This window comes from Duganella dendranthematis (assembly GCF_012849375.1).
GTDB classification, from domain to species: Bacteria; Pseudomonadota; Gammaproteobacteria; order Burkholderiales; family Burkholderiaceae_D; genus Rugamonas; species Rugamonas dendranthematis.
Genome location: NZ_CP051684.1, coordinates 4,251,613 through 4,268,819, shown reverse-complemented (window position 1 = coordinate 4,268,819; position 17,207 = coordinate 4,251,613). Strand labels below are relative to the sequence as shown.

Annotated in this window: 14 protein-coding genes; 2 read left to right on the top strand and 12 right to left on the bottom strand. The window is 62.9% G+C overall.

Annotated features, from left to right (window positions below; all coding sequences use genetic code 11):
* Positions 1–5: 5 nt before the first annotated feature.
* From HH213_RS19520 to HH213_RS19495, 6 genes are read right to left on the bottom strand one after another with little or no spacing between them, the layout of a single operon-like run.
* Positions 6–1,214, bottom strand: coding sequence for a glycosyltransferase family 4 protein (locus tag HH213_RS19520; RefSeq protein ID WP_169113341.1), 1,209 nt, complete (start codon positions 1,212–1,214; stop codon positions 6–8).
* Between the two features lie 13 nt (positions 1,215–1,227).
* The gene (locus tag HH213_RS19515; protein WP_169113340.1) at positions 1,228–2,175 is read right to left on the bottom strand and encodes an NAD-dependent epimerase/dehydratase family protein; all 948 of its coding nucleotides are present in this window, start codon (positions 2,173–2,175) and stop codon (positions 1,228–1,230) included.
* 8 nt (positions 2,176–2,183) lie between these two features.
* Positions 2,184–3,185: a UDP-glucose 4-epimerase GalE gene (gene galE, locus HH213_RS19510; RefSeq protein WP_169113339.1), complete on the bottom strand. Its 1,002-nt coding sequence runs from the start codon at positions 3,183–3,185 to the stop codon at positions 2,184–2,186.
* Positions 3,186–3,193: 8 nt separating this feature from the next.
* A complete protein-coding gene (locus tag HH213_RS19505; RefSeq protein ID WP_229263069.1) occupies positions 3,194–4,360 on the bottom strand; it encodes a WecB/TagA/CpsF family glycosyltransferase in 1,167 nt (388 codons plus the stop codon).
* The gene (locus HH213_RS19500; protein WP_169113338.1) at positions 4,347–5,540 is read right to left on the bottom strand and encodes a glycosyltransferase family 2 protein; all 1,194 of its coding nucleotides are present in this window, start codon (positions 5,538–5,540) and stop codon (positions 4,347–4,349) included. Before HH213_RS19500 ends, HH213_RS19505 begins: the two co-directional genes overlap by 14 nt.
* Positions 5,537–6,073: a serine acetyltransferase gene (locus tag HH213_RS19495; RefSeq protein WP_169113337.1), complete on the bottom strand. Its 537-nt coding sequence runs from the start codon at positions 6,071–6,073 to the stop codon at positions 5,537–5,539. The genes HH213_RS19500 and HH213_RS19495 overlap by 4 nt, the downstream gene beginning before the upstream one ends.
* A 233-nt stretch (positions 6,074–6,306) precedes the next feature.
* Here HH213_RS19495 and HH213_RS19490 point away from each other — a divergent pair, with 233 nt between their 5' ends.
* Positions 6,307–8,367 (top strand): acyltransferase family protein, encoded by a 2,061-nt coding sequence (locus tag HH213_RS19490; protein ID WP_169113336.1) that lies wholly within the window; start codon positions 6,307–6,309, stop codon positions 8,365–8,367.
* A 75-nt stretch (positions 8,368–8,442) separates the two neighbouring features.
* Here the strand turns inward: HH213_RS19490 and HH213_RS19485 are convergent, their stop codons facing one another.
* Entirely contained in the window at positions 8,443–9,489 is a 1,047-nt protein-coding gene (locus HH213_RS19485) for an acyltransferase family protein (RefSeq protein ID WP_169113335.1), read from the bottom strand.
* Between the two features lie 690 nt (positions 9,490–10,179).
* Here HH213_RS19485 and HH213_RS19480 point away from each other — a divergent pair.
* On the top strand, positions 10,180–11,616 hold the full coding sequence (locus HH213_RS19480) for an Atrophin-1 multi-domain protein (protein ID WP_169113334.1): 1,437 nt from the start codon (positions 10,180–10,182) through the stop codon (positions 11,614–11,616).
* Positions 11,617–11,697: 81 nt separating this feature from the next.
* Here the strand turns inward: HH213_RS19480 and HH213_RS19475 are convergent, their stop codons facing one another.
* The 5 genes from HH213_RS19475 to HH213_RS19455 are packed head-to-tail and all read right to left on the bottom strand — an operon-like array spanning position 11,698 to position 17,196.
* Positions 11,698–12,732 carry a glycosyltransferase gene (locus HH213_RS19475; RefSeq protein ID WP_169113333.1) on the bottom strand — a complete coding sequence of 345 codons (1,035 nt, stop codon included), beginning with the start codon at positions 12,730–12,732 and terminating at the stop codon, positions 11,698–11,700.
* Between the two features lie 2 nt (positions 12,733–12,734).
* A complete protein-coding gene (locus HH213_RS19470; protein ID WP_169113332.1) occupies positions 12,735–14,162 on the bottom strand; it encodes an O-antigen ligase family protein in 1,428 nt (475 codons plus the stop codon).
* A 46-nt stretch (positions 14,163–14,208) separates the two neighbouring features.
* Positions 14,209–15,282, bottom strand: coding sequence for a glycosyltransferase family 2 protein (locus HH213_RS19465; protein ID WP_169113331.1), 1,074 nt, complete (start codon positions 15,280–15,282; stop codon positions 14,209–14,211).
* Positions 15,283–15,286: 4 nt separating this feature from the next.
* Positions 15,287–16,297, bottom strand: a complete 1,011-nt coding sequence (locus tag HH213_RS19460) for a beta-1,6-N-acetylglucosaminyltransferase (RefSeq protein WP_169113330.1) — start codon at positions 16,295–16,297, stop codon at positions 15,287–15,289.
* Positions 16,216–17,196: a polysaccharide pyruvyl transferase family protein gene (locus HH213_RS19455; protein ID WP_169113329.1), complete on the bottom strand. Its 981-nt coding sequence runs from the start codon at positions 17,194–17,196 to the stop codon at positions 16,216–16,218. The genes HH213_RS19460 and HH213_RS19455 overlap by 82 nt, the downstream gene beginning before the upstream one ends.
* Positions 17,197–17,207 lie beyond the last annotated feature (11 nt).

Sequence of the window (17,207 nt, the reverse complement as noted above, 5' to 3'; positions counted from 1 at the left end):
GCTGGCTAGCGCGCCGCGCTGGCCAGTAAGGCTTCCAGCTTGTCGATTTCGGTGTCCAGGTGGTGCAGGCGGCGCACGTCGTCGACGCCGTGGCGCCCCATCTGCTGCAATTCCTCCGGGCTGGCGCTACAGACCTGCGCCAGCACCGCGACCAGTTCGTCGACCGCCGACGGCGTGGTCAGCCAGCCATTGCGGCCGCTGACCACCAGTTCGGGAATGCCGTTGACGCGCGACGAAATCACCGGCCGGCCCAGCGCCAGCGCCTCCATCACCACAATCGGCAGGCCCTCGGCAAAGCTCGGCAAGATCAGCGCGCGGCTCTGTTCGATCTGCTGGCGCACCACCGTGCTGCCCTGCCAGCCTAGCAGCTTGACGCTGTCCTGCAAGCCGTGGCGCGCAATCATCTGTTCCATCAACTGGCGCGACGGCCCGTCGCCAACGATATTCAGCAGGCAGCGGCCGCCGCCCGCCACATAGCGGGCTACCGCCTCGATCAGCACCAGCATGCCCTTTTCCGGGCACAGACGGCCGATGCAGACCAGCTGCGGCGCCGCCGGGATCGGCAATGGCTCGACCGCGCGGAATGGCGCGCCGACACTGCACCGCACCACATGCAACTTGGCGATATCGGCCGGCGGCACAAACACCATGCACTGGCTCTTGCAGAAATGCGTGATGCAGACAGTGAACGCCGACTGGTGGATTTTTTCCGCCAGCGCCCACTTGCGCGGATCGTAGAAAATGCCGGGGCCGTGCACCGTCATACTGAACGGCACGCCGGACAGGCAGGACGCCAGCATCGCCACGTTGGCCGAATTTTCCGCCACATGGTTGTGCAGCACCTGCACCCCGCGCGCGCGCAGGCGTCCGGCCAGATAGGCCGCCTCGACCAGGTAAGCCAGTTGCAGCAACGTGCCGCGCACACCCAGCGCGCGGGTGCGCCAGGCCAGCCGCGCGGTGGCCAGCATACGGCCCGGGCTGCGCAACGTCTCGCGCAGCGCCGCCGTCAACAGCGTCAGCGGCGGCTGGCGCAGGATGTAGTCGGTGCTGGCCTGCTCCTGCGACACTTCCTGGTCAACCTCCTGCTCGGCCTCCGCGCGGCGGATCGAGAAGGTGTCCACGGTGTGGCCGCGCTGGCGCAGCGCCAGCACTTCGTTGCGGATGAAGGTGTCGCTGGCGCGCGCGTAAACACTGGTGATATAGGCGATATGCATGAAGAAAACCGGGTTAGTTGAAACGGGTGGCGGCGGCCGGGGGCTGCCAGCCAAGCAGCTGCTGCAAGGCGGCGTGCCCGGCGCGCGCTGGATGGAAACGCGCCGCCAGCCGCGCCGGCACCAGCAGGCCCGGCAGACGGGGCGCGCCCACCAGCGGCTTTAGCAGCGCGCCAGCCAGCGTCGCCAGCGCCTTGAAACCGCCCAGCGGCAGCGGCAGGCGCAGCGCCACGCCGCTGGCGGCAGCATACTGTCCGGCAGTGACGCCGCTGGCGTCGTCAATATTGAAAGTGTGCCCGGCCGCGCGCGGATCGAGCGCGGCGGCGAAGGCCGAGGCGCAGCTGTCCACCTGGGTCAGGCGCAGCGGCCGGCCCGGCGCCAGCACCAGCCGCGCCCGGGCATTGCCCGGCCCGACGCAGGACAGGTCGCGCCGCTGAAGCGACCAGATCAGCGCCGGCCGCAACACCGTCAGGCCAATCCCGCGCTCGGCGCACAGCGCGCGCGCCAGGCGTTCCTGGCGCAGCTTGGCGCGCGCATAGGGATCGACATCGGGGGCGGCGTCGTCAGCCAGCAGCGGGCTATGTTCGTCGAGCACCTCGCCGACACGCTGCCAGTCGTACACCGCAAAGCTGCTGGCCAGCAGCAACCGGCTGGACGGCGCCATCGCCGTCAGCAAACGGCGCGTGCCCTCCACCGCCACCTGTTCCTGCTGCTGGGCGCTGGCGCCCATGGCGGCGGCCAGGTGGATCACGGCGTCGGCGCCGGCGCTAGCGTCGGCCAGGCCGGCGCCGCTGTCCACATCGCACAGCACCGGCTGCACGCCGGCCGGCCAGTGGCGCGGGTCCGGCAGGCGGCGCGCGCCGGCCCGCACCGTGTGGCCCTGGCGCGCCAGTTCAGCCACCACGGCGCGGCCGAGGAAGCCGCCGGCGCCGGTCACCAGCACCGTCATTGCTTGCATCGCCATGGCCGCGCTCAGGCCAGGAAGCTGCTTTGCCAGCGCCAGGCGTCGGCGCACATCTGGTCGATGCCGCGCTCGGCCTTCCAGCCCAGCTCGGTGTCGGCCAGCGTGGTGGCGGCGTAGCAGACGGCGATGTCGCCGGGACGGCGCGGCAGGATGTCGTACGGAATCGGGCGGCCGCTGGCGCGCGCGAACGCGTCCACCATCTGCAGCACGCTGGTGGCGGCGCCGGTGCCGAGGTTGCAGGTCAGCAGGCTGCCGTCGCGCTGCAGGCGCTCCAGCGCCTTGACGTGGCCCAGCGCCAGGTCAACCACGTGGATGTAGTCGCGCATGCCGGTGCCGTCCACGGTCGGGTAATCGTTGCCGAACACTGCCAGGCGGGCCCGGCGGCCTTCCGCCACCTGGGCGATGAACGGCAGCAGATTGTTGGGAATGCCGCGCGGGTTCTCGCCGATCAAGCCGCTTTCATGCGCGCCGACCGGGTTGAAGTAACGCAGCAAGGCCACCTGCCACGACGGATCGGCCTTGACCACGTCGCGCAGGATGTTCTCGATCATCAGCTTGGAGGCGCCGTAGGGATTGGTGGTGCGCAGCGGCGCGCTCTCGTCGATCGGCACCTGGTCGGGGTCGCCGTACACGGTGGCCGAGGAACTGAAGATCAGTTGCCTGACGCCGGCCGCCGCCATCTCCTCGAACAGCACGATGCTGCCGTAGACGTTGACGTCGTAATAGCGCAGCGGCTCGGCCACCGATTCGCCCACCGCCTTGAGGCCGGCGAAATGGATCACGGCGTCGATCGCGTGCGCGGCGAACAGCTGGCGCAGCACGGCGCGGTCGCGCAGGTCGGCCTGGACGAACACCACGGCGGCGCCGCTGATCTGCTCGATGCGGCCGATCACGCTGGCCTCGGCGTTCGACAAATCGTCCAGCACCACCACCTGGTGGCCGCTGCGCAGCAATTCCACACAGACATGCGAACCGATATAGCCGGCGCCGCCGGTAACGAGAATATTCATGATTTACCTCAGGATGGGGATGTGGAAAGCGGCTGTAACAGGTAGTTGACGCAGGCCAGGTCGAGGTCGCGTCGGGCGGCGTCGGACAGCGACGCGATGCGGAAGCCGCGTTGCAGGCGCGACTGGTGGCCGAACAGCAGCAGCAGCAGGCCCAGCGTGGCGCTGTCGAGACCGCTGACCTGGTCCAGCTCGAGCACGATGTCGGACGGCGTCGCCGTGCTCTCGGCCAACGCCGCACGCAGCGGCGCCAGCTGGGCCGCGTGCCATTCGCCGGCCAGCACCAGGGTCGCCTGCGCGCCCTGCCGGTGTACCGTCAGCTGCGGCGCCGGCGCCTGGGCGATGCGGGCGCGGGCGCGCCGTTGCGCCAGCAGACCGGGCAGCACCTTGCCGCCGGCCAGGCGCAGCAGCGCCAGGCCGTCGCGGTAGTAGCGCCGCCACAGGGTCGGCTCTTCCTTGATGCGCCACAGCCATTCCAGGCCGAGTGCGCCCCAGCGTGGCGGCGCCCGCTTGATATTACCGGCCACAAAGTTGATCACCGCGCCCAGGTGGCTGACCACCGGCACCTGCAGCGCCGCCAGATTGTGCTCGATCCAGGCCTGGCCGCGCTGCGCGCCCAGCGCCACCAGCAGGAAGTCGGCGCCGCTGTCATTGATGGCGGCCAGTTGCGCAGGCGAACTCATCTGTGCGATGCTGCCGAAGCCGGGCGAACTGCTGCCGACGCAGACCATGGCGCCGTGTTCCGCGTTGATGACCTCGGCAGCGCGCGCGGCGACGCCGTCCGGGCCGCCGAACAGGTAGACCCGCAGCGGCGCGCGGCGCTGGGCCCGCAAGCCCTCGAACACAGTCGAGCCGGCCACCCGCTCGGTCAGCGGGATGCCCAGCGCGCGCGCCATCCAGATAATCGGCATGCCATCGGCCAGCGACAGGTCGGAGCGCAGCACCGACAGCCGGAACGGCGTGTCGCTCAGCGCGGCAATCAGGAAATTCAGGTTGGGCGTGGAGAAAAAGCAGCGCCGCCGGGCGGCTGCCGCGTCCAGCGCCAGTTGTTCGGCCTCGGCCGTAGTAACGGCGTCAAACGGCAGTCCCAGCAGGCAATACACGGGGCGCTGGAAATCGGGCGCGTAGGACGGTGGCTGGCCGGTCGCCACTGCCAAAGAAGCATTACTCGCTGTCACGTTTTGACCTCACCCATTCAACTTGACGTTGCACCACAAAACGGCAATACAGCGGCACTTTGCGCACCACATACCATAGCGCCAGCAGCAGCTCGCGTCCGGCCAGCACCTGGCGGCCATGGGCCCACCACGCCAGCAGCACGGCCGCGCCAAACGCCAGCCCCAGCAGCGCGGCCCAGGCCAGCGGCAGCACTGCGCCGCTCAACACGGTCGCCACCAGGCCGAGGCCGAACAGCGCCATGACCACCATCGCCAGCAGCGCCAGCGGCGGCACGCTCAGGTCCAGCGCCAGCGCCAGCAACTGCGGCCGGCCCTTGAACAGGCCCTGCAACAGCATCGACGGTACCGCCGACACGATCATGCTCAGGTGGCCGTGCTCCCAGCGCGTGCGCTGCGCGGCGGTGCCGGCGTCGTTGCTGGGGAACGTACTGTAGACCTCGGCCGCCGGGCAGAAGCGCGGCGCCTTGCCGGCGCGCGCCAGGTCAAGGCCGAGCTTCATGTCTTCGACGATGTGGCCGTTGGCTAGTGCGGCCGTGCTCAGCGTCGGCCAGTCGAAGGCCATGCCGGTGCCCATCAGCTGGCACGGCAGGCCGAGGCGCGCAAAACCCAGCGGACGCACCAGGTTCTTGACCACCCAGGCGAATTCGGCAATTTTCTTCAGGCCGCTGGCGCCGGGCGCGCGCATCAAATACAGTGCCTGAATCGGCACCGCGTGCTGCACCGCGTCACGGGCCAGCCGGTCCAGCGCGCCGGGGCCGACGATGCAGTCGGCATCGACAATCACCACCACCTCGGGCGGATCGTCGGCCAGGCAGCGCACGCCGAAGTCCAGCGCATACCCCTTGCCGCGCTCGGTGTCGCTGAAGCGCTCACGCACCTCGGCGCCGCCGCGTGCAGCCACCGCCGCCGTGTCGTCGCTGCAATTGTCGGCCACCACCAGGATGCGGTCGCCCGCCACCAGCTGGGGCCGCAGGCTGTCGAGCGTGGCGCTGATGCCACCCGATTCGTTATGCGCCGGCACCAGCACCGCCAGGCGCGGCCGGCGGCCGCTGGCGGCCGGCGCCGGTCGCAGGCGCGCAAACGCCAGCAGCGCCTGCAACAGCAGCACCGTCACCGGCACCGCCGCCAGGATCAGCAGCCCATACAACGGGTACATCAGCAAGGACAGCAGCGGGCTCATGCCGCCCCCGCCGCAGCGTCGCGCCGGGCGGCGATGATACGGGCCGGGGCGCCGACTGCGGTAGCGCCGTCCGGCACGTCGCACAGCACCACCGACATGGCGCCGATGCGGCAGCCGTTGCCAACGCGGACGCCGCCGAGAATTTGCGCATAGGCGCCGATGTCGGCGTCATCGCCGATCACCGGCACCGGGCCGTTTTCCTCGCGGGTGCCGATGGTGACGCCATGGCGCAGGGTGCAATTGGCGCCGATGACGGCGTCCGAGTGAATGATCACGTTACCAAAGTGCCAGATGCGCAGCCCGGGACCAACGCGCGCGCTTTTCGGCAGCGTGATGCCGGAGGCGGTTTCAATCACGCGGTACAACGACCAGTACAGCGCCGTCGCCAGCCGGCGGCCCAGGCCGGGCGCCATGCCGTCAATGCGGCGACCTCGGCGGTACAGCCAGATCGGCCAAATCGATTGCTCCTTCAGGAACGGCCGCCGCATGGCGTAACGCCGCAAATCCGCCGCCCAGTCCTCATCCTTGCTCATGGCTTCCTTCTCTCACATTGCACACGGCGCCCTGCGGAGCAAGCACGTTGCACAGATAATAATGACTTGCATTTTAAACGAATCAATCGTGTAATGCTGTGTTTTTTGCCAATTTTGCTGCGGCGCGACAAAACGCCGCGCTCGCCTGCGTCGTTGCCTCGGAAGCAATGACAGCTGTGCTAATATTAACAGACATCTACTTACCACCCTGCTACCTTACGCCCCGCACAACCATGACTGTTACCGCCCACGCCGCCACCCCGCCTGCGCGCACCGCGCCCCTGCCCGGCTCCGCCACGCCGACACCGCATGCGCTGGCCTATCGGCCCGATATCGACGGCTTAAGGGCGGTCGCGGTCACCGCCGTGCTGCTGTTCCATTGCTGGCCGCAGTGGTTTGTCAGCGGCTTCGTCGGGGTCGACATTTTCTTCGTCATTTCCGGCTACCTGATCACCACCATCCTGCTCAAACAGCTGGAGGCAGGCCGCTTCAGCATCCTCGATTTCTATTCGCGCCGCGTGCGCCGCATCTTCCCCGCCTTGCTGGTGGTGCTGCTGGCCACACTGGCGTTCGGCTGGATAGTGCTGCTGCACGGCGAGTTCACCGTGCTCGGCAAGCATGTGGCGGCCGGTGGCGGCTTCGTCTCCAACCTCGTGCTGTGGGCGGAATCGGGCTATTTCGACAGCTCCGGCAGCACCAAACCGCTGCTGCACCTGTGGTCGCTCGGGGTCGAAGAGCAGTTTTACATCGCCTGGCCGCTGATCCTGTGGCTGGTGTTTACCAAACGCTATAATTTCCTGCTGGTGACCGGCGTCATCTTCTGCGCATCGATGGCGGTCAACCTCGGCAGCATCGCCACCAATCCCACCGCCGCCTTCTATTCGCCGCTGTCGCGCTTCTGGGAACTGATGAGCGGCGGCGTGGCCGCCTACCTGCATCTGCACCGCCGCCCATGGAGCCTGCAGCAGCAGCGCTGGGCCGCCGCGCTCGGCACACTGCTGATGGTCGGCGCGTTCGCGCTGATCAAGCCGCAAGCCATGTTCCCCGGCTGGTGGGCGCTGCTGCCGGTGTCGGCAACGTTTTTGCTGATCATGGCCGGCCCGGCCACGCTGGTGAACCGCCACCTGTTGGGCAACCGCCTGGCCACCGGCATCGGCAAGATCAGTTACCCGCTGTATCTGTGGCATTGGCCGCTGCTGTCTTACGCCTTTATCCTGTATGGCGAAAAACCGTCCTACCAGGTCAAAATCGGCTTGATGGCTGGCGCGCTGCTGCTGGCCTACCTGACTTACCGGCTGCTGGAAACCCCGCTGCGCCACTATCGCAACACGCCACGCGTGGTCGGCGCTCTGGTGACGGGTGTCGCGTTGACGGCCGTGATCGGCTTCGGCATCAACGCCGGCCTGCTGCGCGAGCGGATTGACGTGCACGGCAGCGACGTGTACCTGAACGCGCTCAACGATTTCGACTTCCCGGGCGCCACCTTCAAGCCGATCCGGCACCAGGGCATCGTGTTTCAACAGCTGACCGGCAAGGCGCCCGGCCTGACGGTGTTCATCGGCGACTCGCTGGTGCAGCAATATGGCCCGCATATGGAGCAATTGGTGGCGCGCCAGCCGGAGCAGGTCAATTCGGTGATCTTTGCCACCGGCGGCGGTTGCCAGCCGGTGTTGCACACCATCCGCCTGCCGCGCTTCCAGTTCCCGCTGTGTCCTGAGACCATCGCGGCAGCGTATGATCTGGCCAGCCAGCCGGAGGTACATACCGTGATGATCGGCGCGGCCTGGTACGCGTACTTCAACAAATACAACAATCTTACCGAGTACGATACCGGCACCCAGATCCTGCCCTTCCCGTCCGCAGCCGCGCAAGACCTGGCCTATGCTTCGCTGCAGCAGTCGGTGGCGGCGCTGCGCAAAGCGGGCAAGCGCGTGGTGATCGTCCTGCAACCGCCTGGCGGCCAAGCCTACGATCCGCGCAATATGTATCAGGGATCGCGCTTCGACAGTATCTATCCGTTGAAGAACATCCCCAACGTTGACCTGACCAGTTTCAACCAGGCAAATGCCGAGGCGCGCGCGCGGCTGATCGCGATCGCCGCCGACACTGGCGCCGAGCTGATCGACCCTACCACCTCCCTGTGTCAAGGCAACACCTGCCACGTGCTGGACGCCAACGGGGCTCCGATCTATACCGACACCACGCACATGCGGCCGAGCTACAGCCGGCGCGCCGCTACCTATCTGGATGATCTGGTGATGCCGTCACGCGCTGCAGCCGCCACGGCGCCCTAAGATCTCACCGCCAAACGCAACAGGCGCATCACCAACCGTAAAAGGTTGTTGATGCGCCTGTTTTACGTCCGCTGGTCACGTGGTCGACGCCACCGCCACTTTGCGGCCGACTTGGCGATTCAGCCAGACTGTCAACGGCCGTTCGCCAGCCACATACAGCACACATCCGACAGCGAACACACCCACGACTGTGAAAGCGAAAATGACCGGCATCGCGTGCAAGCCGGCTTTCTGGGCCAGCATGATAAACACCGGCATCGACAAGCCATGCGACAAATAGATGGTGTAGGAGGCGTCGCCAAACAGCCTGAAATGCCCGCTCAAACGGCTGATGGCGCGATAGCGTTCCAGCCACGCCATGCCCATGACCAGGGCGGCAGCGGGCAGACCGACGGCAAACAGACGGTCCACTTGTGCAGCGGGGAACACAAACAGGGCCAGCGCCGCGAACAGCAACAATGCCGGGGCGAGATACGCGGGCAGCGGGCGCCGCCACGTCCACAGTCGCGCGATCAAGCCGCCGCACAAGAACTCGAACAACAGGGTGCGGCCGAAAAATCCGATGACCACGTGGTCGGAAAACACCACCCCCAACGCAAAAACCAGCGACATCAGGACCAGGCAGAAGCGCAACGGCGGCTTGCGCACCCAAATCGCTAGCGCAAACGACAGGTAGAAGAGCATCTCATAACTGAGCGTCCATCCGGACTCCAGCAGCGGCAACACGTTGCCGGCCGGATTGGTGGCAGGAATGAAGAAAATTGACTTAAGGAAATACTCGGGGGCGATGGTCGAGTTGAAGGCGCGGGAACCGACAAACACGACCAGCAGCGCTTTGACCGCCGTGTAAATCCAATAGAGCGGCACGATGCGGATAATGCGCCGCAGCAGGAAATGCCAACCGGCATCAGCGCCTCCGGCAGCAGCAGCCTTGGCTGTGGACAGGGTGATCACAAACCCGCTGATGACGAAGAAGATGTCTACCCCGGCACCACCGACCTGGTGCCAGTAGCCGAACTCACCAGCGAAACCAAGCCGTCCCCAGATTTCGACAACGGTATGCGAGGTGACAACCAGGAAGACTGCGACAAATCGCAAAAATTGAATATTATTTAATTGCATGGCCACCCCCATCGGTGGCGCTTGTAGTGATCGCCCATCTCGCGACGGCTAGCACTCGATATGGACACTGCACGCTTTTGCAGATAGCAGAGCGATTGCGCATGAAGATCGATGCCATTCCTAACCGGCAATATAACGTCTATTTTAGCCAATTGTTCCTCCTGGATACGAGTGATTCATTAAAGTATTTTAATTTTAATTGTAATTATTATACCACCATATAAAGAGGGATGATTTCCAGCCGTTTGTCTAAAGTGTGAAGCTCGAGCCTGGCACAGCGCTTAGGCGCAAGCGGCCCGTCCGCGCATGCTTGGTACGGTCAAGGAACATTGCAAAGAAATTACGTAGTTAGTAGTTCGGAAATAATAATAATCCGATTAATGGACTTATATTAATTTCTGCTTATAAAAAGAGAATTTTATTTAAATGAAATTTGAATAAACTAAATAGCAACCCTGAATGCAACTATCCTCCAGCAACCATGCACACACCTCGCCTCCCCAGCAAACATGCGGCTCTTGACTTTTTATTTAGTATTAACTTAATTAAATCAGGAAAAAATAATTAAACTGTTGTACGCTCACCATAAAACATCACGCGGTTATTAATTAATTTCGCTACGGCAAGAAAGCTGTGTATAATCTTTTCATGTCACCGATTTCACACCCACTTCCTTGGTAGGAGTTCCACATGTTCACTAATAAAACCACGCCCGCCTCGCGCCGCCTGCTCAAAGTTCTCACGTGCTCCGTCCTCAGCGTTGCCGTGTTAAATGCAGTCGCACAAACCGCTTCCCCCGCCGCAACGCCTGCGTTTGGCACCTTCAACCGTCTGTTCGCCGCTGACTCCCTGTGGAATTCGCGTCCGATCAATCCGGTGCTGGGCACGTTTGTAATTCCGAAGTCGAGCTATTACCCGATCGTGGCTGCCGGCGCCACCTCGTCCGCCCTGTTCCTGGCCAAGGCCACTGACGGCCCGGTCACGATCAGCGGCATTACCGGTACCGCCGGCGTTGCCGACCCTGACAGCCAGAACTCGCGCGTCGTCACCGTGCCGCGCTGGCCAGCCAACGTCGTGCCGACCTCCAATGACGACCAGGAAGCCGACATTTACGACCCGGTCACCAATATCGTCCACTCGTTCTGGGGTCTGCGCCTGGTCAGTGGCAAGTGGTACGCCAAGCTGTACGCTTGGTCTGACGCCAAGGGTTCCGGCTTCGGCGATCCAGCGCACTATTACCAGGGTTCGCGCGCAGCCGGCGTAATTCCGCTGGCCGGTATGATCCGTGCTACGGAAGTCAACGACGGTCAGCCGTACTACAGCCATGCGCTGGCTATGTCGATGACCTACAATGGCCTGTCGGGCAAGACGCCGTATATTTATCCAGCCACGTCGGCGGATATCAATGCAGCGAGCACCAATACCGGCGAAATTCCTCAGGGTGCGCTGCTGATGCTGCCTGCCAACTACGACACCTCGAAAATCGCCAATCTGGCGCTGCGCAAGGTTGCCGAGACGCTGAAACGCTACGGCGCCTATGTAGTGGATCGCAATGACGGCACGCCGTTTGCAATTCACGTGGAGGGCGGTGTCAAATATGATCTACACAACGGCGGTTGGGACAATGCCGTGGCAGCCGAACTGGATCGCATGCGCGCCAACCTGCGCCAAGTGGTTTCTGCCTCTAGTTGGGTAGATGGCAATGGTCAGCCGATGACGCCTAAAGCCGTAGCGCCGGCCAACCAGTTGTCGATGCGAGGGCCATGGACGCGCTACTCCGGTACCGCGATCGGCACGTATGACACCATCACCCAGTCGCTGAATTTCCCTGCCGCCGCCACCCAGACCGTCATGGTCAACGGCAATTCCAGCGGTATCAATAAAGTGGTATGGGGCAAGGTCGCTCCAGGCACGGCGCAGAAGTTCACCGTCACCGCGACCGGTGGCGCCAAGCTGAAGATGCAGGTGTACAGTGGCGGCACCGTGGTATCGGACACCGGCGCCCTTGGCGACAAGGCCTCGGCCCGCGTCACTTGGCCAGCCACCGGCGGGTGGTTTGTATTGACCGCCTACAGCGGCGTGAATCAAGCCTCGACCCTGCGCGCTACGCTGACCCCGACCCAGTAATAGCGGCGGTAAAAATACAAACGGCGCATCGCCCTCGCGGGTGATGCGCCGTTTTTGCATGCCAGCGGCACATGCCGTCGCTTAGCGGGTTGCCATTTTATCCATCAAGACCGCCAGGCTGGCAGATGCCGCCTTGAAACTGAACTTCTGCATCGACGAGCGCTTGGCTTGAGCCGACAGTTGCTGGCGCAAGCTATGGTCATTCCACAGTTTTTTCAGCGCCGTGACCATTGACGCCGTATCCTTGGGTGCCACCAGCAAGCCGTCTTGGTTATCCTCGATGTAATCGGTAGTGCCGGCGCACGCAGTCGCTACCAAGGGCACCCCTAGCATCATCGATTCAATCAGCGTCACCTGGCCGGACGGCGCATCGGTATCGGCAATCGGGATCACATTGATGCGCGAGTATGCGGCCAGCCGGTGGCACTCCTTCAGTGACAAGCCGGACTGCACGCTGACGCAAGGCGGCGGCGTCAGATGCTCCACCGCGTGCTGCCCAGAGACGATAATCGTCTTGTAGCCCAGTTCGCCAACCGCCTCCATCAGCAGACGGTAATCGCGGTTGGCGGTGCCGAGCGCCACGATGTACGGTTCGCTGTCGCGTTCGCTCCACGGTTCGTTGACCGGATCGGCCACACTCAGTGGCACAAACACAAAACGCGACGCCGGCAAATTCAGCCAGCGGCTGTAGATATCGATTTCCGCGTGCGAATGCACCACAAAAATATCCACCGCCGGCAGGCAGTAGCGCGCTACTTTGCCTTTCAGGCCGCCGTACGGCTGCGCCAGGTTGAAGCACCAGGCGATCAGCGGCAACTGCTTGCGCCCGGTCAGCTTTTTCATCAGCGCCACCATCAGGGCCAGCTGGGGGAACGTGGTAATGATGCCAGTCTTGCGCCCGCGCCGGAAGGTGGCCAGGAAACCGGACAGCGCGTGGCCGAAATAATCGAGCCAGTCGCGCGCAGAGGCGCTGCGGCGCGAGCGGTCGTGGTCGTAGCGGGCCGGTACCGCCGCCACTTCATGCAGCGCCGGATCGATATATTCGAAGATCCATTTCGGGTCAACGTCGCGGACGAAGGGGGCCAGCACGGTCCAATGCATAGGGCGTGTAGGCATCGTCACAGCTTCCCTGGCTTGGCGCGTGGCGCCAGCGTCAATGTCTTGCTCAACGCCAGCGAACTGCCCGCCCCCACCGCAAACCACCAGTACCAGTCATATACCAGAATGTCGAACATATTGTCGCTGAACGCGCAAATCAGGAAGTTCACCAGCACCACGATCAGCGAGAACGCCGCCAGCTTGTCGACCTTAATGAGCGGCAGCAGCCCTTTGAACACACGCCAGTTCAACCAGAGATAGGCGAGCAACCCGACCAGCCCGATTTCAAAGATGAGCTGAACGTAAATGCTGTGGGCCTCCCAGTGGATTCCGCCGGCTAACGGGAAGAATGTCGGCGAGAAATGCTGGAACGTTTGCAGGCCGTTGCCGGTGACAAAGCTGTGCGGTGACATCCAGCCAAACGCACTCTGCCACAAAGCTACGCGCCATGAGGCCGAGTTCATCTCTGCAACATTGCCGGTCGGGTTGTCCCGGGTCAGTTCCAGCAAGCGGTCGCCGACGCCTGGCACCAGCAGGGCCAGTGCGCCCCCCAACGCGATATATACCAGGTAGCGGCGGTCGAACAACACGCCGTACATGCCAAAGCCGATCGCGGTGGCGATCCAGGCGCTGCGGGTATGGGTCATCGCCAGCATGATCAGCAGGAAGAACAGATAGCCGATCAGGAACAGCCGCTGCCAGCCGCGGTAGCTGGCGGGCATGGTCTGCAGCAGGTAAAACGCCACCGTGATGATCACCGTCAGGTAGAACGCCAGCACGTTGGGGTGGCCGAAGGTACTGGCCAGGCGGAAGCCGGCGTGATAATGCAAGCCCACATCGACGAAGGTGTATAGCGCCGGCACAGCCGACGACCAAACCACGACCTTCATGACCGAGCGGAACTCGGCCTGGGTGCGGCCGAAATAAAAACCGCTGATGAACATGGCAAAAAACGACAGCAGCGCCAAGCACTGGCGAATCGCCTCGCCTCGCTCGTAGGACGGAATCACGCCCACGCAGAGCAGCAGCAGGAACGGTGTCCAGGCCCAGAATGCCCGCCCCGGCACCACGCGCGGACGCTCGAACACCAGCATGATCGCAATCAGGATCACGCAAGCGTTGAGCAGCCCGCCCACGCCCAGCGGGATGCCGGCCAACGAAATCCGCGTCAGCGACAACACCGGGTCCAGCGCTGCCCGGAACAAAATAATGCCCAGAAGGGTCAGCTTATGGTCGTAGATCAGCAACAGCGCGAACACCATTGCCGCCGGCAACGCAAACATTTTCGAGGGGCTGTCGCCCATGGTGGCGACGAACAGCGGCGTGAACATGCCCAGCACGACTGCCGCCAGCAACAATCCGCAAATCACCAGATAGCTGGTGCCCAACGGTTGGCGCAGGAATCCCGGCAGGCGGGGTAAAGCGGGGAATTTCGGCAAAGCGGGCATGACGTGAACCTCAAAGTAATCGATCGAAATGGCGTCTGGCGCAGTCTCAGGCAGGCAGGCCGGCAACGCTCATGCGCGGGCGGCCCGGGAAGCGCCGCAACAACCAGGAGCGGATGGCGGTCCACTCGCCGGCTTCCGGCGTGTTATCGGCACGGAAGCGGTGGAAGCGCCACAGCAAACTGGCTTCGCGGCGCGTGGCGATGGCCTTGCGGTAACGCAACTCGCGCCGCAATTCGTCGGAATCGCCCAAACCGCGCGTGACGGCGTCGGCCATGCGCGCGTACTCGGCGTCGAAATTGCCGCGACCGTCCACGTCCAGCAGGATGCCGCCATGGTTGCAGAAGGGCGCCGGATCGAACCATGGCAGCTGGTGCATGATGCAAAACGAGCGCGCCAGCGAGCGCGAAATGTCCAGCGACACCGCCATCTGGTCGTCGAAGCGGGTGGCGCTGACATTATTGCCGTGCCAGCGATAGCGGATCAGCTTGTGCGGAATGTTGGCGCACTTGCCGAGAATGGCCAACTGGCCGAACAGGAAATAATCCTCTGCCAGCGCCGGCACTTCCAGCCGCTGGTCTTCCGGCAGCACGCGCAACAGGTCGATGCCGTAACGGATGCCCATCTGCTTGACCGCGTCGAAGCGCAGCATGGCGGTCGGGTGGGCGATCGGATTACGGAACAGACTGGCGGCGGTGACGCGCGCCGAGCCCACCGGCATCAGCATCTCGCCCAGCAGCTTGCCACTAGCGTCAATGACGTCGGCCTGGCCGCCGATGGCGATGCAGTCCGGGTACTGGGCGAACGCTGCCAGCGCCAGCGCCATGCGGTCCGGGTAACAGATGTCATCGGCATCGTGGCGCATGACGAATTCGCAATCGGCGATATCGAGGCCGCAGTTCAGCAGACCGGACAGACCACGCGCTTCGGGAAAACTATGCACTTCCACGCGCGGATCACGTTGCTGGTATTCCTCGGCCATTTCACGGCTGCCGTCGGTCGAACCGTGATCCAGCACCAGCAGGCGCCAGTCCTGGAAAGTTTGCGCCAGAATGCTGTCGATGGATTCCGCCAGGAAGTCCTTGCCGTTTTTTACCGGCAGCAAAATATCAATCTTGGCCACTTTTTTACCCCTGATTAGTTAATTCTGATTCATCGCGGTGCGCGCTACGGAGGGCAGCCAGCGCATCGATCTGGTCCAGCACCGGGCCGGACGCGTCGGAAAACTTGCGGGCGAATAGCACCTCGCGTTTTTCGTTGGGCGAATTGTTTTCCTCGGCATCGAGGATCACATTCTGCCCGAACTGCGCCAGATAGCTGGCGTCGATGGTCTCCGGACTTTGCTTGCCAGGTCCCGGCACCCAATGCGTATAAGTCAAGCTGTGACTGATGGCGCTCCGGAAGCGGGAATTCCACAGCACGGCTTGAAAGAAGAACTCGTCCGAACAATCGACAAACTTGCAAAACCGGTACAGCGCCGGATACTGCGCCTGGTAGTCGAGTACATAACGTACCGCCTCGCCACTCAAACACCACCATTGCGAGCCGGTCACGGCCTCGCCGCCGCGCAACGCCTTTTGATAATTACGCACAGGCAGATTGCGGTTCATCCAGTGCTGCAGCGGCCAGCGGTAGCGGCCCAACGGCCCCACCTTGCGTATCCAGTAGTGCGTGATGCGCTCCAGCGTTTTACCAAACTGCAGATTTGGCAATGGATAGACCTCGATGAATTCGGTGCCACGATGGCGCTCCAGAAACGCCGCAATATACTCCGGCGTTTGCAATGGATAGCAGGCGCCGCTGAGCAGCACGAAATAGTCGGCATCGGGCCGTGCGGCCGCTGCCGAACGCATCAACTCCAGCGTGGCCTTGACCAGCGAAATGTCGCCCCAAAAGCAGCTCACCCGTGGTTCGCAAAACTGCACCGACGGCGACTCCAATTCCGCGAACGGCGCCAAGTCGACCTTCGCATCAATATGGATGTGAAACGATATACCCGGCGCCTGCAGCCGCTGCGTGAGCCGCTGCAAGTGCGTGGGGTTGTTATGCGCCAAGATCAGGTAGGCGATGCGCACGTTTCCGCCTCGGGGTTCGCTTCGGCCTTCACCAGTTGTACCAGATCGCTGTTCCCGGTCCATTCGTTGATGTAAGTAGAGTTCTTACCATAGCTGTTATCGATAACCGTATTTTTCTTATCCATCAGGCATGACAGGATATGCCCATGCAAGCGGTCAGTCACAATATGGTCATGGACAGAGAACAAGTCGATTGCCTTGTTTGAAAAACGCTGAGCCATCGGAACCCAGTACCACGGTCCGAGCCGCTTTTGCAGCACATCCCAGCGGTGAGCTCTGAATTTGCATTCGAGCCGCCATGCAAAGTCGATAAAGCGTTTTTCAGTCCCAATGACTTCCACCCAATCGGTGCGGGTGTCAAACCGCAGATCCTTGAGCGACTGAGGCACCTGCGGTGCTTCGACGTCGACACGCTCGATGCGCAGCACTCCGGTGCCGCTGCCGGTGCTGGCGATTGGATACAACTGGTGCGCCATATCGGGCACCAGGTAGACGTGATCGGAAAACAAGCGGGCAATACCCTGGGAAACCCTGTCGCGAATGAAGATATGCACATCCGGATGACGACGGAATATCGATGCGGAACGGTCGCGCTTCGCTTCGGACGAGAAAAAAATAGTTTGCGGCATCATCACGATGCGGTTGTTGGGAAAACGGGTAATAATGTCCTCCCGCAAATCATTGATATTCGTGTAGAGGTCGCCGAAATTGCCGCCGCCATGAAACACCAGAATGTCGCCCGGCTCGACCCACGACGGATCGAATCCCGAGGCGGTGGAGGTGGTCTTCGGCGACAGCCCCTTTTTCTTAAAGAACGCCAATGTTCCCTGCATGATCAGCAGATCACCGATGTTGTCATGCATCGGGATATCGGTGTAATGGAAGGGTTGGCCTTTCAGTAAGTCGTAAATGACGTCATGCGTCTTTTGCAACTCCAACATGATCGAACGATGGTCTTTCATGGATACTCCCA